At 59.5% G+C, this 25,720-nt stretch carries 22 protein-coding genes and 1 pseudogene; 3 read left to right on the plus strand and 20 right to left on the minus strand.

Annotated features, from left to right (window positions below):
• Window positions 1-2: 2 nt before the first annotated feature.
• The 18 genes and pseudogenes from CKW23_RS02790 to nac form a co-directional block, all read right to left on the minus strand.
• On the minus strand, window positions 3-1,028 hold the full coding sequence (locus CKW23_RS02790; protein ID WP_095066986.1) for a hypothetical protein: 1,026 nt from the start codon (window positions 1,026-1,028) through the stop codon (window positions 3-5).
• A 3-nt stretch (window positions 1,029-1,031) separates the two neighbouring features.
• On the minus strand, window positions 1,032-3,725 hold the full coding sequence (locus CKW23_RS02795; RefSeq protein ID WP_095066987.1) for a putative virulence factor: 2,694 nt from the start codon (window positions 3,723-3,725) through the stop codon (window positions 1,032-1,034).
• Window positions 3,722-6,859, minus strand: coding sequence for a virulence factor SrfB (locus CKW23_RS02800; RefSeq protein ID WP_025260431.1), 3,138 nt, complete (start codon window positions 6,857-6,859; stop codon window positions 3,722-3,724). Before CKW23_RS02800 ends, CKW23_RS02795 begins: the two co-directional genes overlap by 4 nt.
• An 11-nt stretch (window positions 6,860-6,870) precedes the next feature.
• The gene (locus tag CKW23_RS02805) at window positions 6,871-8,199 is read right to left on the minus strand and encodes an SrfA family protein (RefSeq protein ID WP_051427784.1); all 1,329 of its coding nucleotides are present in this window, start codon (window positions 8,197-8,199) and stop codon (window positions 6,871-6,873) included.
• A 78-nt stretch (window positions 8,200-8,277) separates the two neighbouring features.
• Window positions 8,278-8,868, minus strand: a pseudogene (locus tag CKW23_RS27125) (SrfA family protein); the annotation flags it as partial.
• Between the two features lie 241 nt (window positions 8,869-9,109).
• Window positions 9,110-9,298 (minus strand): hypothetical protein, encoded by a 189-nt coding sequence (locus CKW23_RS02815; protein ID WP_025260429.1) that lies wholly within the window; start codon window positions 9,296-9,298, stop codon window positions 9,110-9,112.
• 113 nt (window positions 9,299-9,411) lie between these two features.
• Window positions 9,412-10,245, minus strand: coding sequence for an ABC transporter substrate-binding protein (locus CKW23_RS02820; RefSeq protein WP_095066988.1), 834 nt, complete (start codon window positions 10,243-10,245; stop codon window positions 9,412-9,414).
• 68 nt (window positions 10,246-10,313) lie between these two features.
• Window positions 10,314-11,042, minus strand: a complete 729-nt coding sequence (locus CKW23_RS02825; protein ID WP_177434620.1) for an amino acid ABC transporter ATP-binding protein — start codon at window positions 11,040-11,042, stop codon at window positions 10,314-10,316.
• A 12-nt stretch (window positions 11,043-11,054) separates the two neighbouring features.
• Window positions 11,055-11,807, minus strand: a complete 753-nt coding sequence (locus CKW23_RS02830) for an amino acid ABC transporter permease (protein ID WP_095066990.1) — start codon at window positions 11,805-11,807, stop codon at window positions 11,055-11,057.
• Between the two features lie 6 nt (window positions 11,808-11,813).
• Window positions 11,814-12,515 carry an amino acid ABC transporter permease gene (locus CKW23_RS02835; RefSeq protein WP_095066991.1) on the minus strand — a complete coding sequence of 234 codons (702 nt, stop codon included), beginning with the start codon at window positions 12,513-12,515 and terminating at the stop codon, window positions 11,814-11,816.
• A gap of 106 nt (window positions 12,516-12,621) precedes the next feature.
• A complete protein-coding gene (locus CKW23_RS02840) occupies window positions 12,622-13,374 on the minus strand; it encodes an SDR family oxidoreductase (RefSeq protein ID WP_095067017.1) in 753 nt (250 codons plus the stop codon).
• A gap of 171 nt (window positions 13,375-13,545) precedes the next feature.
• Window positions 13,546-14,313, minus strand: a complete 768-nt coding sequence (locus tag CKW23_RS02845) for a LamB/YcsF family protein (protein WP_095066992.1) — start codon at window positions 14,311-14,313, stop codon at window positions 13,546-13,548.
• Window positions 14,310-14,741 (minus strand): acetyl-CoA carboxylase biotin carboxyl carrier protein subunit, encoded by a 432-nt coding sequence (locus CKW23_RS02850; RefSeq protein WP_095067018.1) that lies wholly within the window; start codon window positions 14,739-14,741, stop codon window positions 14,310-14,312. The genes CKW23_RS02845 and CKW23_RS02850 overlap by 4 nt, the downstream gene beginning before the upstream one ends.
• A gap of 10 nt (window positions 14,742-14,751) precedes the next feature.
• On the minus strand, window positions 14,752-15,723 hold the full coding sequence (locus CKW23_RS02855; protein ID WP_095066993.1) for a biotin-dependent carboxyltransferase family protein: 972 nt from the start codon (window positions 15,721-15,723) through the stop codon (window positions 14,752-14,754).
• The gene (gene pxpB / locus CKW23_RS02860; protein ID WP_095066994.1) at window positions 15,720-16,391 is read right to left on the minus strand and encodes a 5-oxoprolinase subunit PxpB; all 672 of its coding nucleotides are present in this window, start codon (window positions 16,389-16,391) and stop codon (window positions 15,720-15,722) included. The genes CKW23_RS02855 and pxpB overlap by 4 nt, the downstream gene beginning before the upstream one ends.
• A complete protein-coding gene (gene accC, locus CKW23_RS02865; RefSeq protein WP_095066995.1) occupies window positions 16,388-17,740 on the minus strand; it encodes an acetyl-CoA carboxylase biotin carboxylase subunit in 1,353 nt (450 codons plus the stop codon). The genes pxpB and accC overlap by 4 nt, the downstream gene beginning before the upstream one ends.
• A gap of 29 nt (window positions 17,741-17,769) precedes the next feature.
• Window positions 17,770-18,216 carry an acetyl-CoA carboxylase biotin carboxyl carrier protein subunit gene (locus tag CKW23_RS02870; protein WP_095066996.1) on the minus strand — a complete coding sequence of 149 codons (447 nt, stop codon included), beginning with the start codon at window positions 18,214-18,216 and terminating at the stop codon, window positions 17,770-17,772.
• A gap of 105 nt (window positions 18,217-18,321) precedes the next feature.
• On the minus strand, window positions 18,322-19,236 hold the full coding sequence (gene nac, locus CKW23_RS02875; protein ID WP_025260417.1) for a nitrogen assimilation transcriptional regulator NAC: 915 nt from the start codon (window positions 19,234-19,236) through the stop codon (window positions 18,322-18,324).
• 288 nt (window positions 19,237-19,524) lie between these two features.
• Between nac and CKW23_RS02880 the strand changes: the two genes are divergently transcribed.
• Genes CKW23_RS02880 through CKW23_RS02890 form a run of 3 tightly spaced genes read left to right on the plus strand, consistent with a single transcriptional unit; the run spans window position 19,525 to window position 23,676 of the window.
• Entirely contained in the window at window positions 19,525-20,733 is a 1,209-nt protein-coding gene (locus CKW23_RS02880) for an aspartate transaminase (protein WP_025260416.1), read from the plus strand.
• Window positions 20,734-20,742: 9 nt separating this feature from the next.
• The gene (locus CKW23_RS02885; RefSeq protein WP_025260415.1) at window positions 20,743-22,293 is read left to right on the plus strand and encodes an MFS transporter; all 1,551 of its coding nucleotides are present in this window, start codon (window positions 20,743-20,745) and stop codon (window positions 22,291-22,293) included.
• 51 nt (window positions 22,294-22,344) lie between these two features.
• Window positions 22,345-23,676 carry an OprD family porin gene (locus CKW23_RS02890; protein WP_025260414.1) on the plus strand — a complete coding sequence of 444 codons (1,332 nt, stop codon included), beginning with the start codon at window positions 22,345-22,347 and terminating at the stop codon, window positions 23,674-23,676.
• Window positions 23,677-23,835: 159 nt separating this feature from the next.
• Here CKW23_RS02890 and CKW23_RS02895 read toward each other — a convergent pair whose 3' ends face one another.
• Window positions 23,836-24,621, minus strand: a complete 786-nt coding sequence (locus CKW23_RS02895) for a putative hydro-lyase (RefSeq protein WP_025260413.1) — start codon at window positions 24,619-24,621, stop codon at window positions 23,836-23,838.
• 110 nt (window positions 24,622-24,731) lie between these two features.
• The gene (locus CKW23_RS02900) at window positions 24,732-25,664 is read right to left on the minus strand and encodes a LysR family transcriptional regulator (protein ID WP_025260412.1); all 933 of its coding nucleotides are present in this window, start codon (window positions 25,662-25,664) and stop codon (window positions 24,732-24,734) included.
• Window positions 25,665-25,720 lie beyond the last annotated feature (56 nt).

Below are 25,720 nucleotides of genomic sequence, written 5' to 3' on the forward strand. Positions count from 1 at the left end.
GCTCACGGCTTGAGTTCCTTCAGACGTTGTGCGGCTTCGGCGTTGTCGGCCTGATAGCTGAGGATGGTCTCGTACCAGTAAGCGGCAGTGGCATTGTCCGGGGTGGCGAAGCAGGCACTGGGTTGCAGGTACTTGGGGTCATACTCGCGGGCATAGGCTTGAGCCACTTCGACATTGCCAGCCTGGGCGCGATTGGCGTACAGCCGCTGCGCGACACCGCATTGTTTGTTGGCCTTGGCCAGCTCGATGACCTTGAGCAGCGCCGCGCTGTCCGGTGCCTGCTTGATGCAGCCCTGGACAAAGTTCAGTTCGGTTTCGCGGCTCAATGCTTCGACACTGCACGGCGCTGCGGCTACTGCCGAGGCAGGCACAGGTTCTGCGATGACCGTTGGAGTCGTCGGAACGACAACGGGCTCGGGAGCAACTGGCTGTTTGAGCCAGAACCACAGACCTGCCGCGATAGCCAACAAGACCAGGAGGCCGATCAGCAGCAGGGGCAGACGGCTTTTGGTCGGTTGTGGTGCTTCGGGCGGTGCCGGTGGTGTTGGCTCCGCGACGGGTTCGGGCAGCGGTTGTACTTCCTCAGGTTCGAGAGCCGGTTGCGGTATTACCTGTGGCTGCGCGAGGCTGACAGTGGTTTGCGCTGCGCCGACACCGGTTGCACTCACTGCAAGGGATGAGTTCAAGCCGGGAGCAAGGCGCATCGGGTTTTCATCTTCGGCGCTGCCATCCGGGCTGCGCAGGCGAAAGTTGAATACACCAGTGGCTGAACTCAGCAGCAAGGGGTCGACGATTTCCGGGCCAGCCTGATAGCTGATCGAGTCGCCATCGGCATCTTCCACGAAATGCTGAGCAAACCAGCAGGGTGCATTGCCCCATTGCTGGTCGTGTTGCAGGTAGTAGTCATCCTGATTGCGCTGAATGGCGAACTCCAGGTTGCCAGCATCATGTTCCCAGCCACGTACTTGAAGAAAGGCGCGCCCTGGAGCGGGGGTTGCCAAGGGAGTGAGTTTGATCGTGATGGACATGAGTTATCTCGTTTTGAAGGCCTGGATGACCCGGCCCAGGGCTTCGTTCTGCTCAGGCGTGATTTCTTTGCCCTTGCGATGGCCCACATTGTTCTGTGTGTGAATGGCAATGCCGGAAATCCAGTCGTCGGCAAAGATCACGCTTTGGTCGTCTGCTTGCGCTGCCAGAAGCGGGAAACGCCCTGGCATTTCCTTCTGATAGAAGGAGAACAGCGGCTGCTTTGCGCCCAGAAGGCCGGCAGGCCGCTGACTGGCTGGCTGTGCGGTATGACCGAACCAGGCGGCAAAGTCGTTGAGCAGCAGTTGTGCAGTCAGCACCTGTCGCTGAACCAGATTTTCCCTGCGCACGCCGCTCTGGGCACGCTTGAGCAGGGCTTGGCTGAGCTGCAAGGGCAGGTCCAGGCGTTCGGCGCAGACCACCAGCTCCTTGACCAGCAAGGCAATGGCTTCGGACGGCAACTCCAGCAGGTCGAGCAAATGCTGGCGACGGCTGAGGCCACGCAAGTGCGTTGCCCACAGATTGAATGCGGCGCGGGCAAAGCGGTGTTCATGGCTCTGGTATTGCGGCGCGGCTGCTGCGACAGGCGGCGCTTCTGCTGCCGGGGTAACGGCGTCACCGAAAATGTCGTATTCCACTTCCGGGGCGCTGTTGGCGGGGGCCGCTTCTGTGGTTTCGATAGACGGGCTGTCGAAGTCACCGTTCAGGTAGAGGTCACGCAACTGGTCTTCCGGCACTGCCATGTAGGCAAGCAGTTCACCCAGTACGTATTTACCGTGCTTGGTGGTGGCGAAGGGGCGGACGATCAGGTTGGCGATGGCTTTTTTCTTGGCCCGTTCATCCTCGCCACCGGCTTCGTAGTACTCCTCAAGGCGCGGCAGCAATTTCACCATCAAGTCATCCAGTTGCTCTTTGATGCGCTGCAACTTGAAGTTGATGTCGGCCACGGGCGTGAAGGCGGTACTGAAGCGGCTCATGCCGCCATCGTTGATCTTGAGCATCGCCTGCCAGGCATCCAGCGGTTCGGCGACGTGGCGCTTGACCAGTTCGTTATTGCTGAAGGCTTCCTGCAAGGCCTGCAAGGCGGCCTTGGATGATTCGTTGAAGCCGAGTTCTTCGCCACTTGTCGCCAGGTCGATGAAGCTCGTCTTGAAGCGTGGCTTGCGTACCAGATAGGTGTTCTTGAACGGTGTGTTACCCCACTGTTTCATCCACTCTTCGTTGCCGAAGCGCTCGATCATGGTCAGTTTGAGCATGTTGTCGCAGGACTCGGGGAACTGCACTGTCTCGCCGTTCAGCGCGCCGCCGATGAAGCCGTCACACATGGTCAAGGCCCAGATCAACCCGCTGGCACGACCATCCCGCTGTTGGGCGCTGGTGCCCTGGGTCTTGTCGATCCAGCTCTTGAGCACTGGCCCCACGCTGACCACTTCGCTCTGCTTGAAGCTGCTGGTGCACATGACCAGCGCGTTCATTTCCTGTTCATTGGTGTAGCGCTCGAACAGGTAGGCGACCTTGCCGCGCAGCAGCAGCTTTGCAACCGGATTGTTGGTTGCGCCACTGCTGTCCACTTCGCTGGCTTCGTCGATGCTCATCAGTTTCTGGCGGCTGCGGTAGCCGGGGAAGTCCAGCAGATCGACGCTGTTGACGATGGCGTTGGCCGGTTCGTTGTCCAGGCGGAAAATCAGCTCGTTGGTAAGTGCCGCCAGTTCGGCCCTGCTTACCGATACCGGCGCACGCAGGTTGCCTTCATGGGCCGGACGGACTTCCAGTGCGCTGTCCCCGCTACCGCCCAGGCGGCTGAGGATGTCCACGTTGATGATGCTGTTGGTCTGGATCATCTGCCCGTCACGCTCGCTGACCAACGCAGTGATCGGTGCGAAGACCGTTTCGGCCAGACCCAGGCGGTGCAGGGCGGCTGCCAGTTGCTCGTAGGTTTCGGTCATCTTGTTGATGCCGCCCCACAACAGGGAGAACAACTGGGCGCGTTCGCGAACCGACAGCCTTGGAGCCAGCTTGACTACCCGTGGCCAGTAGCGGGCATTCAGTGGGCGCACGGCGTTGGGGTAGTTGTGTTCCAGATAGTCCCAGAGCAGCACGACGTCATCGCTGTTGACCCCCGGCGTCGGCTCGGTCGCCGCGTGATCTTCAAAACGTTGCAGCAAAGCGTCGATGTGCGAGTCGGTTATCTGGCTGTTCAGGCGCTGATGATCGAAGTCCTCGAACCAGGCATTGGCCAGAATAATGGCGATCTCGATCTCGCGGAACAGCCGCAACTCCACCGGAAACTGAGGGTCCTTGCCGGGCTCGGCACGGCGGGTAAAGCGGGTGACCAGACCGGTGGCTTCCTTGCCGCCGCCCACTGGATTTACATGCTTGATGAAGTCCAGTGACTGGGTGCCGAACTGGGTCAGAAGCTGGCCCTTGCTGTCTGCGGCCAGAGCCGAAATCAGGTAGCTCTTGCCTGCCTGGGACAAACCGAAGAAACCTATGCCCATGGGGGTGGTGGAGACTCGACCCAGACTGCGTGCCAGATTGCGGGCACGGTGCAGGTCGCGATTGAGCGGGACAGCCTTGGCCGCCACTTCCTCGACTTTGCCCGCCACTTCTTCCACCCAGTCCAGGGCCAGGCCAGCGCCCTTGTGTACCGATGTCCATGCGAGTGCGAGTTGAATCTGTTCGGTGGTCAGAGTAGTCATTTCGGACTCACGCTCCCGCTGTCGAGCCAATAGTTGGAGGCACCGCCTTCAGCGCTCAACATGGTGTAGAGCTGCAGCCTTACGTCCTTACGGTCGAAGGATTGATCCAGGACGTTGCTTTCGATGTTGTCGTCGATCATCAGTGTCTCGGCGATGATGTCGGCGTCGCTGCGATCTGCGTCGGCGCTTTCTACGCGAAAGCGCAACAGCAGGCAGGCTTCTTTACCGTCGGTTGTGGGTTTGCCCACCAGTTTGCGAGTGCCGCGCTCGGTGAGTTCGATCAGGTACAGCGGTGCCGCGACCCAACGTTCTGCATTCAACTGGCGATAACCCAGACGGGTCTTGCCCAGTACCCGCAGTTGTGGACCTTCCAGTTGCGGTTCGTGCAGTTGCAGGAACTCATTGCCCTGGGCGTCGCTCTTGATCACGTCCCGGTAGAGCATGTCGTGGTCGATGACCAGATTGTTTTCGTCCAGCTTGCCGATATGGCGCATGGTCGAGTACGGCTTGAGACGGCCAACGCTGAAATAGAAGTTCGACACTTTGCGCTGTTCGCTGAGCAGGCACAGCATGGCACCCACGGCAGCCGTGCTCTTGGGGTCGTCGATCTGGCCATTGCGGTGGAACGGGTACCAGCCGCCGGTGCGATAACCGTTCATGGGCACGATGCGTCCCGGTGGCAGCGGCACCTTGCGGCGTATGTAAGCCTGTACGCCCGGCAGGCGCGATGGTCGACCGGTCAGCAGCAGTGCGTCGCAAGGGTACTGGAACACCACTTCGCACAGGGCATCGAGAATCTTGCTCAGGTTGATCTGGCCTTTGAGGAAGGCCTGATGAATGGCAGGCAAGTCGATGCGCAGCACGACCTTGCCCAGGTCGAAGCCGTCACGGCCACCATCGATACGGCGTACGCCACCTGCCACGTATTCATGGATACGTTCGCTGATCGCGTCTTTTTCCAGCAGCTCGGCGAAGCTGTAGTCATGGACCGGGCTTGGCAATTCCGGGTCGTATGCCTCGTAGTCCTTGAGCAGGCGCAGGCCCAGGGGAACGAACACTTGCAGGTTCAGTTGCTGGCGCAGAATGGCGTCCTGAGCACTGGTACTTTCATCGCCGCACAAGCGCGAAAGCAGCGAGCGTGGCGATACCACGCCGAAGTCCTTGAGTGCCTGTTCCAGCGGCGGCAGTACGAAACGCTGAATGATATCCAGCAGGATGTCATCACCGGCGACCTTGAAGCTGTCCCGAAAGCGCTGCTCGGGGATGATCGATACGTTACTGCCGCTTGCATGCTCGGCACCACGCTCCAGCGCGTAATCGGTGATGACCAGATCGGTAGTGCCGCCACCGATATCGATGCTGGCCAGGGTGATCTGCTCCCGATTGGCCTTGTCCGGGCGTGCGAGGGTGTCGAAGAACTCCTGGGCATGACCGGCAAAGTTTTCGCGGATTTCGGTGTACAGGTAAACCAGTTGGCCACAGGTGGCTTCATCCCATTCCACTTTTACTCGTGGCAATGGGACTCGTGGCGCCGGTACCGGTGAATTCAGGCCTTTGGCCTTGCTCGGGTCGAGGTCGCCTTCGTGCCAGCCCATGCATTTCCAGACCAGCGCCAGGGCTTGCAGTAGACGGTCATTGAGCAGACTGCGCTCGACTTGCGGCATGCCCGGCGGCACGGTCAGGGTGATGCTGGACAACTGGCGTGGCCGCTGGGTGTGGCCCATGCGGGTCCGCTGCGCCGGGCTGTTGATCTGTGACAAGGCCTGAGTCAGTACCTCTGCGAGCATGAACGTCATCAGCGAACTGCGAGAATACTGCGGGGAGAACGCGGGCAGGCGATCATCCTCGTTCTTGAGCTTGTAGAACGCCTGGCCGAGCTTGGTGATCTTGTGTGAGAAGGGCGCAGCAGTGGCTTTGGGCTCGTTGTCGGTCTGTACGTAAGAGTTGTTGAAGCGCCAACCGTGGGTGTAGGCGTTTTCATCCCAGAGATAACGCTTGGGGCTCGACAGACCGGTCGAGCCTTCGGTACCACGGCGACGTGCGGACAAACGTCCGGCTTCAACTCCGACGCGGGCGATGGTCGGCCACTGGAAAGCGTCATGGCGACCGCTTTGTACCGAAAAGTTTTCCTTGCCGAAGGCGGCCTGGGAAAACTCGATCCGGCTTTCAAAGGGTTGGTTGTAAACCCGCTCTGAGCGTACGAGGTCACGGATCTGCAGGATGTAGTTGTGCTTCATCCCGTCGCCGGATTGCCCGTGATTCTCGATCAGGATGCCGCAGGTGCGTGAGTTGCCGACGTCCAGCACCAGATCTACTGGAATGGGCGGGTCGATGGAGTCGACGCCGTTGGCGGTGAGCTTGACCTCCGGTACCTCGATGCGTGCGGGCTCGCTGGTACGCTGCTCGGGAATTGGCCGGGCCATCAGGCTCAGCAAGTTCAGGTAGTGACCAATGTGGCGCTGCTCGACCAGTTCCTCGTCGACGTCTTCGCCGGGGCGATGTTTGTTGCCTTCGCGATAGATTTCCGCCAGCCAGTCCTGCACCCATTTCTGGTCCAGAAACCAGCGGCTCTGGCGTGCATGGCACGCCAGACGGAAAGATGAACCAGCATTGATGTCGTCACGGGTCGGCGCCAGGTACTGCATGCCTGCTGCCGAGGCCATGGCGCGGGTGTCGAACGCCAGGGTCAGGCGGTGAGTGTTGCCGTCTACATCCGCTTGCTCAAGCTCGACCAGACGCGCCCTTGCCCAGTTGGTCGGGCCTTCGTCATAACGCTCTGGTGGCAGGAAACGAAAGAAGGGGACGGGCAACCATAATCCATCGAGCAGCCTGAGGCTGGTCTGCATGCTCAGGGTCAGATCTTCGTCGTCGACCTCACTGATCAGGCGTTCCTGAGCCTGTGACTGTGCCAGCCTTTCGCCAGACTGGCTGGCCGTGCCCACCGGGCCGAAGTGGAAGTACTGTTTGCTTTCCTGATTCTGCAACAGGCGTGCGATCAGGGTGTTGCCCATCCTTGCAAAGCGCCCGGCGGGCTCGTTACGCAGATCAAGCTTGACCGCGAAGTCCATGAACTGGAGCCCGCTGTCATTGATCAAGTGGACGGTTTCTTCAAATTGAGTCAGTTCTGGCAGCATGGGTCCAGCCTTTATTCGCGCCGCATGGACATGGGGAATTGAGTGTTGCCGTAGTTGCCCTGGCAATCCGCGATGCTTTGGGCACCCGGTTTGCAGGACACTTGTGGCATGTCATAGCGACTGCCGTCGGTGCAGTTGGCCTGATCCTGACTGTTGATGCCCAGGCTTCCGCCATTCATGGCGGCATCGACCGCACCTGTGCAGGACACGCCGTCAGGACGGCGGATAGTGACGTTGCCCTTGCCTTTCTCGAAGGCATACTGGAGGCGCAAGGGTCTGGAAGTCTTGGCATCCATAATGCCTGCACCTGCACGGTAGTTGCCGTTGAGGAAGGAGGCCGGGCCTTCGCCTGTGTCCTGCGGAATGCTTAAGGGTTCGCCAGGCGTTCCGGATTGCGGTGTCTGGGCTTCGGCTGTCGGTTGTTCTGCTGGCTGTTCAGGTGCGGCTTCGGATTCGGTTGCAGCGGTTTCGCTGACTTGAGACTGTGCTGTCGGCCCAGGCGCTATCGCTGCTGGTTCTGTCGTCTGTGTCTGAGGCTGAGTGGGGCTGACAGTGCCCCTGCTGGCTGACAGTGTCGAACCATTGAGCGCCATGCCCTCTACTGGCTGGCTACTTGCACTGATGGTGTTTGTGGCGATACCTGCAGGCGGTACTGAAAGGCCGCCGATAGGCAACGTAGCCGTTGGCAAGCAACCGCGAAGCAGGCCGAATAACAGCAAGGCCAGCAACAAGAGCAGCAGTGGCCATAACCACCAGAAGCGACGCCACCAAGGGCGCAGCACAACAGGAGTGGCTGTCATCTGGGGTGTGGCTGGGTTTACAGAAGGTGTCGACTCGGGTGATGGAACATAAACCTTTCGCTGTTGTGTCAAAAAGTACAGTGGCTCACGGTTACGATCAGTTTCGGTTTTTACGAAACCCCAGAAAGTCAGCACCGGCTGCATGTAGGACTCGTTATCGCCGCTGGCATTGGTGCGTGTTGTCTTGACCAGATACACATAGCTTTCGTCTGGTGCATGCGAAACCAGTCCCAGCAGTTTGCCAAAGATGGCCTGGTCGCTTTGCCCGTCCTTTTTACCCGCCTGCACAAGCGCCTGACTCATCGCGGCGATGTTTTCCTTGAAACGGGACAGTTGGGCCCGTGCGGCGTCGCGCTCGTCTTCGCTGGCCGAACTCCAGGGCACCACATCGCCTGGAACCGGGCTATACCAGTCGATCACACTGCCCTGTTCGTTGCTTTTTGGCACGGCAAGGAATCTGGCCAGGGAGGGATCTTTACGGGCGAGTGCTGAAATGAGCTGCAAGGCAGATTTGTATACCGCCTGCCCGGTTTCACCCATTGCTATGAGTTCGTCACTTTTGCCCGTACGAAGCAATGGATTAGGCTGGCCAGATGTAACGGATGTGGTTGTAATCTGCGGTTTCGTCACATCTGCAGCAGATGCCGGACTTGGTGAGGAGGAGATGTCTGGGACGATTGGACTCTGGGCCAGAAAATATAGCGGGTCATGATACCGGTCGGCTTCGCTCTGTACGAAACCCCAGAAAGTCAGCACCGGCTGTATGCAGGGTTCGTTAACGCCGTTGGTATCAGTGCGAGTTGTCTGGACCAGATACAGGTAGTCTTCGGCAGGTGCATGAGGAATCAGCCCCAGCAATTTTCCAAAGATGATCTGGTCTCTTTGCTCATCCTTGTTGGCGGCCTGAACCAAGGCTTTGCTCATGCCTGCGATGGCGTCCTTGAATCGGAGCAGTTGTGCCCTGGCGTCGTCGCGCTCGTCTTCGCTTGCCGAACTCCAGGGCACCACGTCGCCGGGGACCGGGCTGTACCAGTCGATCACGCTGCCTTGCTCGTTGCTTTTGGGCACGGCAAGAAATCTGGCCAGGGAGGGATCTTTGCGGGTGAGGGCTGCGATCAACTGTAGGGCTGCTTTGTAAACAGGTTGCCCGGTTTCGCCTACAGCGATGAATTCGTCACTTTTGCCCGTACGAAGCAGCGCAGCCTGCATGCTTTACATTCCCTTGTAATTCAATCCGTTGGCTAAGCAATGACGCTGCCGCAAGGCGCAACAGTAATGGCAAAGTGATGTTTACGTCAATTTTTATACAAAAGGTTTCCGGGTCGCGATGACAAATCATCAGCCGGTCTGTTCGCGCAGTTTTGGCGGGTCGAAGGCGTATTGCTGGGGGAGGAAGTGTGCAGCGATAGGGCGTTTTTGGCTGTTATTGCGGTGGTTAACCTCGCATGACTCACCCCGCCAAAGCCATCCTCAACGCCACAGCCACCTCAAGCAGTCTGTGTGCCTGCAGGCTGACTTTTGCGGCCAGGTCTTCATTGCCTGCTTCCTTGAGCATGGTCACCAGATCAAGCAGTCGGCCGACTTCGGTCTCGATACCGCGAATGGAGTCTGACACTTGATATTGAAGCGAATGTGCCATCTTTGTCTGTCTCCGGTTTTACATGCAACCGGATGCTACAGGCTCTTGTTTCATAACAGAACCCGAAAAAGAAACGCCCTGCAAAAGCAGGGCGTTTGGGACTTATGCGTCGATCAAGGCAATGGATCGAACTTCAGGCTGCTCAGGCTTTGTACCTTGTCTTCGCGCACCATCTTGTATTCGGTGTTCGGGCCTATCCAGCGGTCCCAGATGGCGTCGATTTCGCCTGCGTCGTCCATGGCTTTCAGGGATTCGTTGACCTTGGCCAGGAAAGCGGGCTCACCTTTGCGCATACCGGCACCAATCGGCTCCAGCGCCATCGGTTCTTTGACGATTGCCAGCTCCACCCCTGAGGCCTTGGCCTGGTTGACCAGCTTGATGGCGGTCATGGTGTTGGTGACCAGGCCCAGAACCTTGTTCTGTTGCAGGGCCATATAGGCCGAGCCGGTGTCCTGGAAGGTCACCGGCACTGCGCCAGCGATACGGATCGACTGCTCGGAAGTGGAGCCTTTGGTGGAGCTGATGCGCTTGCCCTTGAAGAAGGCCTTGTCCTTGTCAGCATTGACCGCATGCACTACCAGTGTTTCCTTGGCGATGTAGTAGGGGTCGCTGAACTGGATCTGATCGGCGCGGGTCTGGGTGTAGGCCAGGTTGGCGAACAGCACATCGACGCGGCCCATCTTCACTTCTGGAATCCGTGCTTCCACCGACATCGGCTTGAGCTCCAGTTTCACGCCCAGTTTTTTCGCCAGTGCGGTACACAGATCGACGTCCATGCCTACCAGCTCACGGGTTTTCGGGTCCGGCGCGGAGAAGGGCGGCACGTCGGCATACACGCCGCAGCTCAGGGATTGCCTGGCCATGATGTCGCTCAATTGATCGGCATGGGCCAGGGTTACTGCCAAGGGACTCAACGCTACAGCGGCGAACAGATGCTTGATACGCATGGGGAACTCCAGAAGATTAAGAATCAGTAATCGGTCCAGCGGCAGTTCTTACAAATCGTTCTTGCCAATCAATGAGCACGCAAGTCAGCGATGAAACGCTGCGCGCGCGGGTGTCGGGGCTGGCTGAAAAAGCTTTCCGGGTCGCTTTTTTCCAGAATCTGTCCGGCATCCATGAACCAGATGGTGTCTGCGACTTCGCGGGCGAAGTTCATTTCGTGGGTCACGCACATCATGGTCATGCCGTCCTTTGCCAGGCCCTTCATCACGCTCAACACTTCGCCGACCATTTCCGGGTCCAGGGCACTGGTGGGTTCGTCGAACAACATGACCGGTGGCTCCATGGCCAGCGCACGTGCAATCGCCACGCGCTGCTGTTGGCCGCCGGACAATTGCGCGGGATAGGCGCCGGCCTTGTGCGCCAGGCCGACACGCTCCAGCAGTTGCATCGCCCGCTGTTTTGCTGCCGAGCCCTTGAGGCCGAGGGTCTTGGTGGGCGACAGGATGATGTTGTCCAGCACCGACAAATGCGGAAACAGGTTGAAGCTCTGGAATACGAAGCCCACCCGGCTGCGCAGCCGGTTCACGTTGGCGTCGGTGCCGTTCACGTCCTGTCCGTCGAACAGGATCTGGCCTTCCTGAATGTCTTCCAGGCGGTTGACGGTACGAATCAGCGTCGACTTGCCCGAGCCGGAAGGGCCGCACAGCACCACGACTTCACCGGTATTCACCTGGGCGGTGAGATTGGTCAGGGCCTGGTACTCGCCGTACCACTTGTTGACGTTGGAAAACATGATCATTGGACGCATGAGTCAGCCCTCTTGATTGATAGGGTTAGGCAAAGGGCTGTCGGTAACGGCAGCAACGGTGGTGCCCTGGCGCTTGCGGGCGATGCGACGTTCCAGCCAGTCGGCCAGATGGGTCAGGCCAAAGCACAGCAGGTAGTAAATGACCGCCAGAATGAAGAACACCTGGAAGGGCTTGGTCAGTAACTGGTTGTTCACCTGATTGGCGGCGAAGGTTATTTCCTGAACGTTGATCACATAGCCCAGCGAGGTTTCCTTGATGATGGAAATGAACTGGCTGAGCAGGCTGGGCAGCGCGTTATAAAGCGCCTGAGGCAGGATCACCCAGACCGTGGTACGCATGTAGCCCATGCCCAGAGCGCGGGAAGCCTCGTACTGGCCGTTCGGCAACGCCTGAATGCTGCCGCGAATGATTTCGCACAGATAGGCACTCTGGTAGATGACCAAGGTGCAGAGCATGGTGGTGAAGCCGGTGATGTTGTGGCCGATGATCAAGGGCACCAGGAAGTAGGTCCAGAAGATCACCATCAGCAGCGGAATGCCGCGCAGCACATAGACCCAGACGGTCGAGAGCCAGCGCAGTGCTTTCCAGGGCGACGTCCTTGCCAGTGCCAGCAACAGGCCGAGGGGGAAGGCGAACAGCAGCGCCAGAACCGCCAGGATCAGGGTGCTCGCCAGGCCGCCCAAAGGACCGTGGGGGTATTGGCCGATCAGGAACAGCGTCCAGTTCTGCTGCATAATCGTGAAGATATCGAACATGGTCGCTTACCTCGCCAAAGCTTTGTTGAATCGCTTGGCCAGCAGGGCACCGAGGGCCATCAGCAGCAGCGAAAAGGCCAGGTACACCACCGAAGCCACCAGAAAGGCTTCAAAGGTGCGGAAGGTGTAGTTCTCGACTTCTCGCGTTGCGTAAGTCAGCTCCATGACGCCGATGGCCATGGCCAGACTGGTGTTCTTGAACAACAGCACCGTATGGTTGATCAGCGATGGCAGGCAGTTGCGCACGCCCTGAGGCAGGATCACGTAACGCATCGAGCGCACATAGCCCATGCCCAGCGCCCGAGAAGCCTCGGTCTGCCCGGCAGGAATGGCGCGCAGGCCGCTGCGGATGTCTTCGCTGAAATACGCGGCCTGGCACAGGCCAAGGGCAATGATCGAGAACAGGTATTCGGTGTTGTAACCTGCCAGCCAGATTTGTGTGGAGCTGGACAGCAGGGTCGGGATGCCGAAATACCAGAGCATCAACTGCACCAGTGTCGGCACGTTGCGGTGGTAGGAGACATAGGCCGCTACCAGACGATTGGCGTATTTGTTACCGGTCAGACGCACGGTCACCAGCACAAGCGCGAGGGCCATGGCCAGACACCAGGCGAACAAAGCCAGTTGCAGCGTCATTTCGATGCCCTTGAGGATCAGCTCGGCGTATTCGCCTTGCAGGATCGGGGCTAAATCGAAGTCTTGCTTCATGGTCAATCCCTATCAGCATGGGTAGGGGCAGAAAAAATGCCGGGCGTCCGGCCCGGCCAGGGAGCATGTGACGGATTGATCCGTTCTGTTCTCGGGGGTGACGCTTTCAGCCCTGATAGTCCTGTGGGCGTGCAGTGGACAGGCCGCCAGGCACTTGCAGCGTCGGGGTGATTTCCATATGGCCGATGTTCATGGACACCGGCGCGGCAATCGCGAAGGCGATGGCATTGGCGATATCGGCGGCGACGGGTAGCTCGAAACCTTCGACGAAGCGCTTGTAGGTTTCTTCGGAGTCGCCATGGACGTGGGCGAAGATGTCGGTGGCGACCCGGCCCGGACAGATCTCGGTGACCCGCACACGCTTGCCGAAGGCATCGATGCGCAACTGGCGAGAAAGCATGCTCACCGCCGCCTTGGTGGCGTGGTAGGTCGAGTTGCCGCCAAAGTTATAAGCTGCGGCAATCGAGCTGATATTGATGATATGGCCACTGTCGCGTTCGACCATGCCTGGCAAGGCCAGGCGTGCCAGATGCAGCACGGCACGCAGGTTGACGTCGATCAGGAAGTCGATGCCCTCGGCGTCAGCCTTGAGGATCGAGCCCGGACGGTCGACGCCGGCGTTGTTGACCAGAATGTCGAAGTTGTATTGCCCGAACAGTGCCGTCAGCCCGGCCAGATCGGTGACATCGATGGCGTGTGCGATGCAGCCGGTGCGTGCTGAAAGATCGGCCAGCTTGTCGGCGCTGCGGGCCAGCGCGTGAACTTCGATACCTTCCTGGCACAGACGCTCAACCACAGCGGCACCGATGCCGGAAGATGCGCCCGTGACCAGCGCGGTTTTGTAATCGGAAAATGGCATTGCGTTGACCTCTGAATGCTGTGTGTTGCTCATGCATCGACTCTATCCAGCACAAACCCCGGCGACCAAGACGGATTGGCTGTGTGGCTATAAGCGTCTCTTATGATTCGTTTCTTGCAGCCTCACACAAGGATTGTACGGCTCATGTGGGAGGGGCCTTGGCCGCGACGGCTACGCCACAAGCTGCGAAATCGGCACGATCTGCCCGCCCGCCGATTCGATTTCATGGCGCACCGTATGCGCCAGCTCAACCGCGCCGGGTGTATCGCCGTGCAGCAATATCGAGCAGGCGCTGACCTTGATGACCTTGCCGGTGATGCTGGTCACGGTGCTGTCTTCCAGCAGTTGTCGAACCCGTTGCAGTACCGTCGCGGGGTCTTTGATGACCGAGTTGGCGATCTTGCGTCGCACCAGCAGACAGTCATCGTCGTAAGCGCGGTCGGCGAGGAAGGTTGTCGCCACCCGCAGGTTGCACTGGCTGGCGGCGCTTTCGATGGCGCGGCTGCTGGACGAACTGATGATGATCCCGGGGTCGAACGCCGCCACGCTGCGAATCAGGTGCGTAGCCATCTCCGCATCGGCGGCAACCATATTGCCCAGTGCGCCATGAAAGCTCATGTGGGTCATGCGATGGCCAGCGACCCTGGCCATTGCCGCCAGAGCGCCCAGTTGGTAGGTCACGTAAGTGCTCAATTCATTGATATCGATGTTCATCTGGCGACGACCAAAGCCCATCAGGTCGGGGAAACCCACATGGGCTCCCAGATCGATGCCTCGGGCTTTGGCCAGTCGCGCCGTGTTATCCATGATCAGAGGGTCACCGGCATGAAAACCACAGGCGACGTTGGCCGAGGAAATGATCTCCATCAGGGCTTCGTCTTCGCCCATGCGCCAGGCGCCGAAGCCTTCGCCCATGTCTGCATTCAGGTCGATCTTCATGGTTGCTCCGCTTCTGTGGCATTGGGAGAAAGACGTATCAGCGGCTGGCCGTAACCGACCGTTGTGCCGCTGGGCACCAGCAGGCTGGAAACCTTGCCTGCGTGCTGACTACGGACTGGCAGAATCAGATTGCCGACGGCCAGCAGTGCGACCAGTTGGCCAACCTGCACTTCACTGCCAGGCGGTGCCAGTACGATGCCGTTGTCCGGGTGGGCATCCAGCAAGTGGCCGATGCCGCTGGACTTGATTTCGGGGGCGTCTGCATTCAATCCGGTTTCTGCCATGTCGACCGAAGCAGGCGAGGAGGATGCCTGATGGGCAACGCCGCGCTTGAGGCTCAGCTTGAACCCCGGCTTCTCGATCTCTGCGCCCGACAAACCTGCATGGGCCAGATCAGCCGCCAGTTGACGAATCTCTTCAATGTTCATGTTCATTTCCTCAGCGTCGGGCCAGGTCATGCAGGGTCACAAGACGTCGCACTTCGGCGAGATAGGCCTGATTCTGCTCAAGGGCATCCAGGGCCTCGTCGTAACTGCATTCGATAAAGCGAATCCGGCTGCCGATGGCTGCCTGGCCCAGACGCCACAGATCGGCTTCGATCACCGTGCCGAATTTCGGGTAGCCGCCACTGGGCTGTGCATCACGCATCTGGATGATCGGCTGGCCGCCGTGAGGTACCTGAATCACGCCCGGTACGATGCCGTGGGAGCGCACTTCCATGGCGTGCTCGGGCAAGACCGGCGTGCCCTCAAGGCGATAGCCATAACGATTGCTCTGGGATGTGATCTTCCAGTCGTCGCTCCAGAATGACGCTCGGGAATCCGCCTTGAATGCCTGGTATTCCGCCGCAGGCAGAACGCGCATGGCGGGTACGCCGTCCACGCTCAACGGCAAGGCATGGGCAGGGTTGAGTACACCGAAATCCGTGGCCCGTGTGCTGATGCCCGGCGAGCAGGCATGCAAACGGTCGCCTTGCTGCAAGGCACGGCCCTGAAAACCGCCGAACTCGCCTCGCAGTTGAGTGCTTCGCGAGTTGAGCACCACCGGCACATCGACGCCGCCAGCCAGACACAGATAGGCGCGGCAACCTGCCGTGGGGTGGTCGATGAGCAGCGTCTGGCCCTTATGGCCCTGCATCACCCAGTTCGGCGGGAAGGCGACGCCGTCCAGGCTCAAGGCACAGGCTGCGCCGGTCACGGCAAAGGCGCAGTCTTCCAGCAGGCGGACCTCGAAAGGGAACACCGGAATCTCGATGGCCGCTGCGTCATCGGCATTGCCCAGCAGAATATTGCCGGTCGCCACGGCCAGTGTGTCCATGGCCCCGGATGTGCCGACGCCGTAACCCAGGCTGCCGATGCGGCCCAGATCCTGGACAGTGGCCAGGGCGGTGGCGGATAGAATCTCGATCATCGAATGATCCTCTCGATGCGAAAGCGCAGCAGGTCGCCCGGCTGCAAGAGTGCCGGTGGCGATTGCTCGGGGTCGAAGAAAGACATTTCGGTACGGCCGATGGTGTTCCAGCCGCTGGGGCCGGCAGAGGCGGAAACGCCGGTCTGTATGCCGCCGATGGACACCGAGCCAGCGCCGATGCTGAGCACCGGAACCTTGCGCCGTGGCGTGGCAATGCGTGGGTCCATGCCGCCCAGATAGCAGTAACCAGGGTGGCTGCCCAAGGCATAGACCGGATACAGCGGTTCGCTGTGCAGATGAGCGATGGTTTCGATGTCCAGCCCGGTATGGGCAATCACGTCGCTCATGTGCGGGCCGTGTTCGCCGCCGTAGGTCACCGGCAATTCAATGATGCGGCCTTCCAACGGCAGCGGCTCGCAGGTTTGCCAGGCTTCCAGCAGGCGTTCGGTCAGGGCATTCAGGTGCCGTGGCGGGGTGCTGAAGGTCAGCATCAGGTTGTTCATGCCCGGCACCGATTCGCTGATTTCCGGCCACTGTGCGGTCACGCGAGCCATGGCCCAGATGCGTTGTTGCGGGGCAAGATCGAGGCTGCCCGGTGCTTCAAACAACAGGGCTGTGGTGCCCAGCAGGCTGATGGTCGGACCTGTGTCCGTGTGCGCGATGCTCATTGTGGGCTCCGTTGTTGCAGCCAGTGCTCCAGGTGATGAATATCGACGCCGCCTGCACAGAATGCCGGGTCGTCGAGGATTTCCCGGTGCAGGGGAATATTGGTGGAAATGCCTTCCACATGAAGCTCGCTGAGGGCCAGGCGCATGCGGGCCATGGCTTCTTCCCGCGTGGCGCCGTGACTGATGACCTTGGCGACCATGGAGTCGTAATAGGGCGGTACGCGGTAGCCGGTGGTGACATGGGAATCCACCCTGACGCCAAAACCGCCCGGCACTTCCCAGCGGGTGACTTGCCCTGGCGTGGGCATGAAACTGAGCGGGTCTTCGGCGTTGATCCGGCATTCCAGCGAATGGCCTTGGGCGACGATATCGGCCTGGCGCAACGCCAGGCGCTCACCTCGGGCCATGCGCAACTGCTGCTGGACGATATCGATGCCGGTGGTCATCTCGGTGACGGGATGCTCGACCTGTAAGCGGGTGTTCATTTCGATGAAGAAGAACTGGCCGTCTTCATAAAGGAACTCGAAGGTGCCGACGCCGCGATAGCCGATCTGCTGGCAGGCCTTGACGCAGCGCTCGCCCACATGGGCAATCAATTGCGGGTCGATGCCGGGCGCCGGGGCTTCTTCAAGCACCTTTTGATGGCGACGCTGCAAGGAGCAGTCGCGGCTGCCGAGCCACACGGCATGACCGTAGGCATCGCACAGCACCTGAATTTCGACGTGGCGCGGATGGCCGAGAAACTTCTCGATATAGAGTTCGGGATTGCCGAATGCCAGACGCGCTTCTTCACGGGTCAGGGCAATCGCCTCCAGCAGTTCCGGTTCCTGTTGCACCACACGCATGCCACGCCCGCCGCCACCGCCAGCGGCTTTGACGATCACCGGATAACCGATTTCCCGGGCGACGGCGAGAATGCTTTGTGGGTCGCTGGGCATGCTTGAGTCCGGTCCCGGCACACAAGGCACACCGGCTTCGCGCATGGCCCGCTTGGCAGAAACCTTGTCGCCCATGGTGCGAATGCACTCGGCGCTGGGGCCGATAAAGGTCAGGCCGGCGGCTTCGATACGTTCGGCAAAGGCGGCGTTTTCCGACAGAAAGCCATAACCGGGATGAATGGCCTGTGCGCCACTGACCTTGGCGGCGAAGAGCAGGGCGGTCTGATTCAGATAACTCTGGGTGGGCGCAGCAGGGCCGATGCACAGCGCTTCATCGGCCTGGGTGACGTACTGCGCATGACGGTCGGCTTCGGAGTAGACCGCGACGGTTTTCAGACCCAGGCCACGGCAAGCGCGCTGGATACGCAGGGCAATTTCGCCACGGTTGGCGATCAGCACTTTATCGAACATTCGAGATACCTGAAAAATGTGCGTCGGGATCAATCGATACGGAACAAGGGTTGGCCGGCTTCGACTTCCGTGCCACCGTCCACGAGGATCGCTTCGACGATGCCCGAGCGGCTGGCCTTGAGCGGATGGAACATCTTCATGGCTTCAATGACCGCCAGAGTCTGTCCTGCTTCCACGCTATCGCCGACCTGTACAAAGGGCGCTTCACCGACTGCCGGAGTCAGGTGCAAGACGCCATAGAGGCTGGCCTTGACCTCGCCTTTGGCGGGCGCAGGAGCGACGGCCTGCATGGCCGGTGCCGGTACGCTGGCGGCCTTGCCGATTGTCGCCCTGGCGGATAGCGAAGGTGCCTGCACGATATTGCCCGCGGCCTCCTTGAACAGACGCAGGGTGCTGTCACCTTCCGTCAGGCTGAGCTCAATCAGGTCGGACTCTGCCAGCAACCCGATCAGTGCCTTGATACGTTCTTGATCCATACCCTTGCCTTTACCTATGCCGCTTGCCGTATTGAATGAATTTCAATCTAACGAGGGCCGCGCAGGACCGCCAAGACGGTTTGGCTGTGGGGTGATAAGGCTCGCTTATGACCCGGGATCGGTCTGGTTACGCAGTTCTGCCACCAGCTCCAGGAGGATGGCTTTCACTGCCTGAGCAGGCACCGACAATGGCAGGTGACCGGACAGGCACAACGCCAACGGTGCCTGAATGCCGGGTTCGACAATGCGCAGCATGCGGGCACCTGTGGCGACCACCAGCACCTTGGCGGCCGACTCGGGAAGAATCGTCGAGCCGAAGCGCTCTGCCACGGCGGCAGTCAGGGTGGCCGAGGACTCCACTTCAGCCACCACTCGGGCGCTGAGGCTGATGCTCAGAAACGCTTCGTCGACCAGTTTGCGCATGATGTTGTAGGGGCGCGGCAGCAGCATGTCCATGGTTGCCAGTTCTGCCAGGGCGATTTCATCACGTTCGCCCAGGTGTTCGTCTGCGCTGACCAGATACAGGTTTTCCCGCAGCAGGGGGACGAAGCTCAGGCCATGCACTTCGCGCCCGCCATACAAGACCGCCATGTCCATGCGGCCATTCATGATCAGTTCGCTGAGGGTGGTGCCGAAGTTTTCATTGAGGTACAGCAGAATCCCCGGATAGCGCTCGCGAACCCGGCGCAGCAGCGGCAGGGCGAGGGTGGACGCTGCCGTGCCCGGTGCCAGCCCGACCGAAACCTGTCCGGACAAGGCGTGTCCGGTGTCGTTCACGTCACTGATGGCCTGCTCGCACTGCCGCAGAATGTGCTGCGCATGACCGTAAAGCACCTTGCCCGCCTCGGTGGGCGTCACGCCGCGTTTGGTGCGGATCAACAATTGCTGATGCAGCTCGGCTTCCAGGGTTGCCAACTGTTGGCTGAGGGCGGGTTGCGCAATGTGCAGGACATCGGCGGCCTGTGTCAGGCTGCCGATGTCGACGATTTTCACGAAATATTTCAGACGACGGAGATTCAAAAGACGGACTCATGCTGGGGCTGACATCCCATGGGTCATAGCAAAAGACAGGCCATGCCGCGCAGCAGGCTGGACGCTATCTATAAGCCTTTGCTATGGCGTGCTGATCAGCAGCCGGTTCTGCCTGCGTGAGGCGCAACAGTCCCGAGGCTGTTTCATTTTGGTGCGTTGCCGGTCTGCAAGCGGTCATAAGGACTTCCTATCAAACCAGAACGAAACGGTCTTATCCGCTCAACGATTCCGACTCGTAACGTAGAGCCTCGAATGTCACCTCCGAGGATTACGACCTTGAACGCCTCCCGCATCGCCGCCCGCGTGCAACGCATCAAACCTTCGCCAAGCAGCGCGGCTTCCGACCGTGCCAATGAGCTGCGTCGCCAGGGCAAGTCGATCATCAATCTGGTCGTCGGCGAGCCCGACTTCGATACCCCCAGACACATCCGTGAGGCTGCCAGCGCTGCCATTGAACGGGGTGAAACCCGCTACACGGCGAACGTCGGCACACTGGAGCTGCGTCAGGCCATTGCCGCCAAACTCGCCAGGGAAAACAGTCTGGATTACCCGGCTTCGCAGATCGTGGTGACCAGCGGAGCCAAGAGTGCCATCTTCAATGCCTTCGCCGCGACCCTTGGCGCAGGCGATGAGGTATTGATTCCTGCGCCTTACTGGGTGTCCTACCCGGATATGGTGCTGGCCTGTGAAGGTGAGCCGGTGACCCTGGCCTGCCCGGAAGAAAACGGCTTCAAACTCACCGCCGAACAACTGCGTGGCGCGATCACCGAGCGTACCCGCTGGTTGCTGCTCAACTCACCGAGCAATCCGACCGGGGCCAGCTACAGCGCCCAGGAACTGCGCGCGCTGGCCGACGTGCTGCTGGAGTTCCCCGATGTGCTGCTGATGACCGACGACATCTATGAGCACATTCGTTTCGAGGGGGCGGATAACGCGCACATCCTGTGCGTCGAGCCCCAGTTGCGTGACCGGGTGCTGGTCATCAATGGTGTCTCCAAGACCTACGCCATGACCGGCTGGCGGATTGGCTATGCGGCCGGGCCTGCCGATGTGATCAACGCCATGGCCACCTTGCAGTCGCAGTCGACCAGCAATGCCAGTTCTGTCAGCCAGGCGGCTGCGGTGGCGGCTTTGAGCGGTGATCAGTCTTTCGTCAAAGAGAGCGTGAAGGTCTATCAGCAGCGTCGTGATCGCTGCCTGGAACTGATCAATGCCATTGATGGCCTGAGCTGCCTCAAGCCCGACGGCGCATTCTATCTCTATGTGAACTGCGGGGCCTTGATCGGCAAGCGCGCGCCCGATGGCAAGCTTCTGGAAACCGACACTGACGTGGTGATGTACCTGCTGGAAAGCCAGGGCGTGGCGGTGGTTGCCGGTACAGCCTATGGTCTGGCACCGTTCTTTCGCATGTCCATTGCCACGGCGCTGGAAACCCTTGAGCAGGGTTGCTCGCGAATCGCCACTGCCGTTGCGGCATTGGTCTGAGGCGCATCGATGACGACTCAGGTAAGTGCCTTGAGCTTCAGGCAAGCGCTGTTGGCGATGCTCGGCATCTCGCTGGTGCTGATGCTCTCGGCGCTCGATCAGACGGTGATCGGCAATGCGTTGCCCAGCATCGTCGCCGAACTACAGGGCTTTGAACTCTATGCCTGGGTCGCCACCGGTTATCTGCTGACCTCGATCGTGACCATTCCAGTGTTCGGTCGGTTGGGCGATTACTTCGGACGCAAGCCTTTCGTGATTGCCGCGACCATCGTCTTTACCCTGGCTTCACTGATCTGTGCGATGGCCACCGACATGCGGGTGCTGGTGATTGGTCGGGCGTTGCAGGGTGTCGGAGGAGGGATGCTGATCGGTACGGCATTCGCCTGTATTCCTGAGCTGTTCCCGGATACCCGGCAGCGGCTGCGCTGGCAGATGATGCTCAGCGCGCTGTTCAGTGTGGTCAACGCCATCGGTCCCGGTCTGGGTGGTTTGCTGACGGAGGCTTATGGCTGGCGTTCGGTGTTCTATCTCAATCTGCCGCTGGGGTGTATCGCGCTGTTCTTCGCCTGGCGTTACCTGCCGTATTACCGGCCCGTGCAGACCCAGGGCATTCGCCTGGACTGGTTCGGCGCTTTGTTGATTGCGGTCGCACTGGGCAGCCTGCAATTGGGCGTTGAATGGATGGGGCATTCGAGTACCTTGCTTAGCGCGTCCCTGGCCTTGATCTGCCTGCTTTGCGGGGCGACGCTCTGGTTCTGGGAGCGGCGCTGCACGTCGGCGCTGTTGCCACCGGCAATGTTCGCCGTATCGAGCATGCGCACCCTGTTTCTACTGTCGGTGCTGGCCGGGGCGATCATGTTCAGCCTGCTGTTCTATCTGCCGCTGCTGCTGCAAGGCAGTTACGGCTACTCCCCGAAAGACGCCGGCCTGCTGATTACACCACTGGCCTTGAGCATCACCCTGGGTGCCATCGTCAACAGCCGCATCGTGACCCGCTTGAGCAATCCGAACCTGCTGCCGCTGGCCGGTTTTCTTGCCTTGTTGCTGGCCTGTACCGGCCTGGCGCTGGCGGGGCGCAGTGCATCGTTCAATACCTTGCTGATGCTGATCCTGCTGGCCGGAGTAGGGCTTGGGTTCATCCTGCTCAACCTGACCGTGTTCACACAAACCCTGGCCGAGCGGCAGTTCCTGGGCATTGCCACGGCCCTGATCCAGTCACTGCGACTGGTCGGCGGCCTGCTGGGCACTGCGGTCATGGGGGTGTTGGTCAACTTGCTGTATGTCACTCATCTGAACCGTGCGTTTCTGGCGGCTGGCCAGGAAAGTTCGATTGCCCGTTATATCAATCCACAAGTGTTGCTGACATCGACTTCTGATGATTCGGGCGAAGCCTGGCACCTGCTGGAACTGGCCCGTGAGGCATTGGCACGCTCGGTGGGGATCGGGCTGCTGATGTGCGCAGGCCTTGGGGTAATTGCATTACTGGTTCTGTATCGCTTGCCCGCGGTCAAGTTAGTCACCGCGCCGACTCTCGTTGCTCCTCAAAACAATAAAACTTAACTGCCTACTCCTGACTGCTTACACCACTTACTTACAGCAAAGGATATTTCGATGGAGCTTATCAATCGCTCGCCCCGTCTGGTGGCTGGTATTTGCGGTATGGTCATGGCCCAACAGGCATTCAGTGCCGGTTTTGTAGAGGACAGCAAGGCCAGTGTGCTGGCCCGTAACTTCTTCAGTAATGCCGATAACCGCAGCGGGGCGGACAACCCGAACTACACCCAGGAGTGGGGGCAAGGTTTCATTCTCGATTTTCGTTCCGGTTATACCCAGGGGCTTGTAGGGTTTGGTGTCGACGCATTGGGCATGGCCGGTTTTCGTCTGGACTCCGGCAAGGGCCGTCATTACAACCCGACCAGTTCAGCGTTCAACGGTAACGTGTTCCCTACCGACGGCGATGGTCGTGCCGTCGATGAATTCGGCAGTGTTGGCCTGACCGCCAAGGCACTGGTTTCCAAGACCGAGTTCCGTTACGGCACGCTGGTGCCGATGTTGCCGGTAGTGATGTCCACCGATCGCATGTTGCAACAGACTTTCAATGGTGGCCAGGTTCAGTCCAGGGATATCGATAACTTCACCTTTACATTGGGCCAGCTGGAACATGTAAAAGGGCGCGGGTCGAGCAACCAGATGGGCATGTCCATTCCTGGCGCGAACAACGCCCGTACTGGCGAGTTCGTCAACAAGTTCTATTACGGTGGTGTCGATTACAAAGTCACTAAAGACCTGACCTTGCAGTATTACTACGGCCATCTGGAAGACTTCTACAAACAGAACTTCCTGGGTGTGAAATACGATATTGCTGTCGGGCCGGGCACCTTGCGTTCCGACCTGCGCTATTTCGATAACAAGTCCGATGGCGCCAATGGCAATGATCCGGCGTTCTACACCAACGGCTATTACGGCGGCGGTGTGGTGAAAGGCAAGGTAGACAGCCGCCTGTCCAGCGCGCTGTTCACCTATCTGGTCAGCGGCCACACCATTGCGGCCGGTTTCCAGCAGGTCAGCGGCGACAGCGATGCTGTATGGCTCAACCAGGGCGATGGCTCTACGGCGTACTTCATGACCGAATCCATGATCGGCAAATTCCAGCGTGCCGGCGAAAGCACCTGGCAGGTTCGCTATGGCTACGACTTCGCTCAGGTGGGCGTTCCGGGCCTGACTTTCATGGGCATGTACGAAAGCGGCTCGAACATTCGCACGGCCAATGGCGACCAGAAAGAATGGGAACGCAACCTGACCCTGGGCTACGTGGTGCAATCCGGCCCGCTGAAGAAGCTAGGCGTCCAGTTGCGACATGCCTCGCTGCGCAGCGAAGTCGCCTCCCAGCGTGACAGCGATGAGCATCGGGTGATTGTGACTTATCCGCTGGATATCCTCTAAAGCTGGCACAAGCGAATTTATTCGCGAAAACGGCATATCAAACGACATATCTCTGTCGGATGTGCTGGCCCTTCGCGAATGAATTCGCTACTACTGCGGTGTTGTCAAACTGCAACAGGCCCTATCGCCAGCAAGCTGCCTCCTGCAAGTACGTCATTCTTAAAACACCGCAAGATGACTATTGAGAATATCGGTCACCACCATATGCCCAGGTTTGTGGGTGATGGCGAATGAGGGGCGTGCGCTGCGGATCGCTTGTTGGGGGGTTACGCCGCAGGCCCAGAACACCGGGATTTCGCCTGGGCGGATAATCGAGCGTTCGCCGAAGTCGGGCGAATCGACATCGCGGATGCCGATCTGGGACGGGTCACCCAAGTGAACAGGCGCTCCATGGACACTCGGGAAGCGGGAAGTGACCTGCACCGCCCGGATGGCCTGTGCCGGAGTCATCGGACGCATGCTGACCACGGTGGTCCCGCCGAAACGTCCTGCCTTGCCATTGGCAATATTGGAAACGTACATCGGGACATTGGAGCCCTGTTCGATGTGGCGAATCGGTACGCCTGCATCTAGAAGCGCGCCTTCAAAGGAGAAGGAGCAGCCAATGACAAAACCTACCAGATCATCGTTCCACAGCCCTTTGAGATCCGACACTTCATCAACCTGTTCACCGTCGCGGAATACGCAATAAGCCGGGACGTCGGCCATCAAATCCACGCCGCCCAGTTCAGGAACCCGGCTGTCTCCCGGTTCGGTCATGCCGATAATCGGGCAGGACTTCGGGTTGAGGCAGGCGAATCGCAAGAACTCGTCTGCGTATTCACGAGGCAGAATGGCCAGGTTTCCCTGGGTGTAGCCAGGGCAGACGTCTGCGGTGGGGCCAGTATGAAGGCCAGCTCTGACGGCTGCGCGAAACTCGGCGGGGTTGGTCCAGGGCGTGCTCATCGTGAAGGCTCCAGCATTACGAAGTAGGGGAGTCATTCTTTGAACAGCTTGCAGGCAGTGTCTATCCAACAATAATCGCCATGCCTGTTCAATTTAACTGAACAGGTGATTTAGCCGTGACTGATGATCCAGTGTTCCCCCTGGCGTTTACAGTACGTGCGGCAGACCTTGTGCACGATGTCTGCGACCCCTGATACCAGCGCAGGCGCATTTTTCATATGGGATGTCGCGATCTTGAACGAGGGCGGGCTGGGCAGCGGGAGTTCTTGCAGTTCGCCATGTTGCAGGCTGTTCTTGACCAGAATGCCCGGCATGATCGCCACGCCTACACCTTCTTTCACCAGCGATACCAGCGCTGCCAGGGAAGGGGAACCGGATATGCGCAGTTCACTGGCCAATACCCCGTGCTCCGATGCCAACTGTTGCGCGATGGTAACGGCGGACTCATAGGGGGCCGAGCCTCGCATCTGCGTCAGCATTTGCTTGCTCAGCACTTTACGCACCATATCCCGTGTCGGCACAGCACGTGGGCGTGCAACCCAATGAATGGGCAGCTCTGCAATCGGTTTGGTAATCGCAAACGGATTGTCGCCGTCATCGGCGATGACCCGGATGATCAGGTCGACTTCACGTCGCATCAACTGCTCTTTCGAGTTTGAAGTCAGTTCAACGGACAGGTCTATGGTGACATCGGGCATTGTCCGGCTCATGAGTTTCATGAAGTCCGGTAGAAATGTGTGAACGACTGTCTCGATTACCGCAATCCGGATTCGGCCTTGTTCTTTCGCTGGAGAGCTGGCCGCACGTTGAAAGGCCTGTGTGGCTTCCACCAGACGCTCGGCATGAGGCAGCAGGCTGGCGCCTTGAGGCGTTATCTGAAGGGTCTTGTGGTCCCAGTTGAAGAGCACAATACCCAGTTCGGCTTCCAGCTTGCGCACACGCATGGAGATAGCACCCGGTGTGGTGTGCATCTGCTTTGCAACCTGACGAACACTGCCCACATGGGCCAACAGGATGAAGGTTTCAACGAATCGTGTATTCATGAAGGTCACAACCTTGCGCGGGCAATCCCGCATGTACACCACATGACCTCTGTTCA

Origin of the sequence: Pseudomonas sp. Irchel 3A18, assembly GCF_900187465.1 — a bacterium.
Classification (GTDB): domain Bacteria; phylum Pseudomonadota; class Gammaproteobacteria; order Pseudomonadales; family Pseudomonadaceae; genus Aquipseudomonas; species Aquipseudomonas cichorii.